Consider the following 524-nt stretch of genomic DNA (forward strand, 5'->3'; position numbering starts at 1 on the left):
ACCGGTGAGGGCTGGCTGTACCTGGCCACCGTCATCGACTTGACTACCCGGATGGTTGTGGGCTGGGCGACCGCCGCGCACATGCAGACCCCGCTGATCAGTGAGGCGTTGATCAACGCCCACCGTCACGGTTACGTCGCCGGTGGTGCGGTGTTTCATTCGGACCGCGGAGCCCAGTACACTTCGGCTGAGTTTGCTTCTGTCGCAGCACTTGTAGATGTTCGACTGTCGGTTGGGCGGACTGGGGTGTGTTGGGACAACGCGGTCGCTGAGTCGTTCTTCTCCATGCTGAAAAACGAGATGTATCACCGGGAACGGTTCGCCACTCGTGCCCGCGCCCGACTCGCCGTCGCCGACTACATCGAGGTCTTCTACAACCGGAAACGACGCCACTCAACCCTGGGTTACCAGACCCCGCACCAGGTGATGACTGCCTTCTTCACACGCACACACCCCGCAGCCAACCAGGCCGCATAAACCAAACAGAACAACGGTTCTCACGTCGACAAAACTTGACACAGCCC

General features: G+C 60.3%; 1 protein-coding gene. It reads left to right on the top strand.

What is annotated here, in order from left to right; all coding sequences use genetic code 11:
* A partial coding sequence (locus HH308_RS29360) for an IS3 family transposase (RefSeq protein WP_170197830.1) occupies nucleotides 1-477 on the top strand: 477 nt, incomplete at its 5' end.
* Nucleotides 478-524 lie beyond the last annotated feature (47 nt).

It is taken from the genome of Gordonia asplenii, assembly GCF_012933505.1.
In the GTDB taxonomy this organism is placed as follows: Bacteria; Actinomycetota; Actinomycetes; order Mycobacteriales; family Mycobacteriaceae; genus Gordonia; species Gordonia asplenii.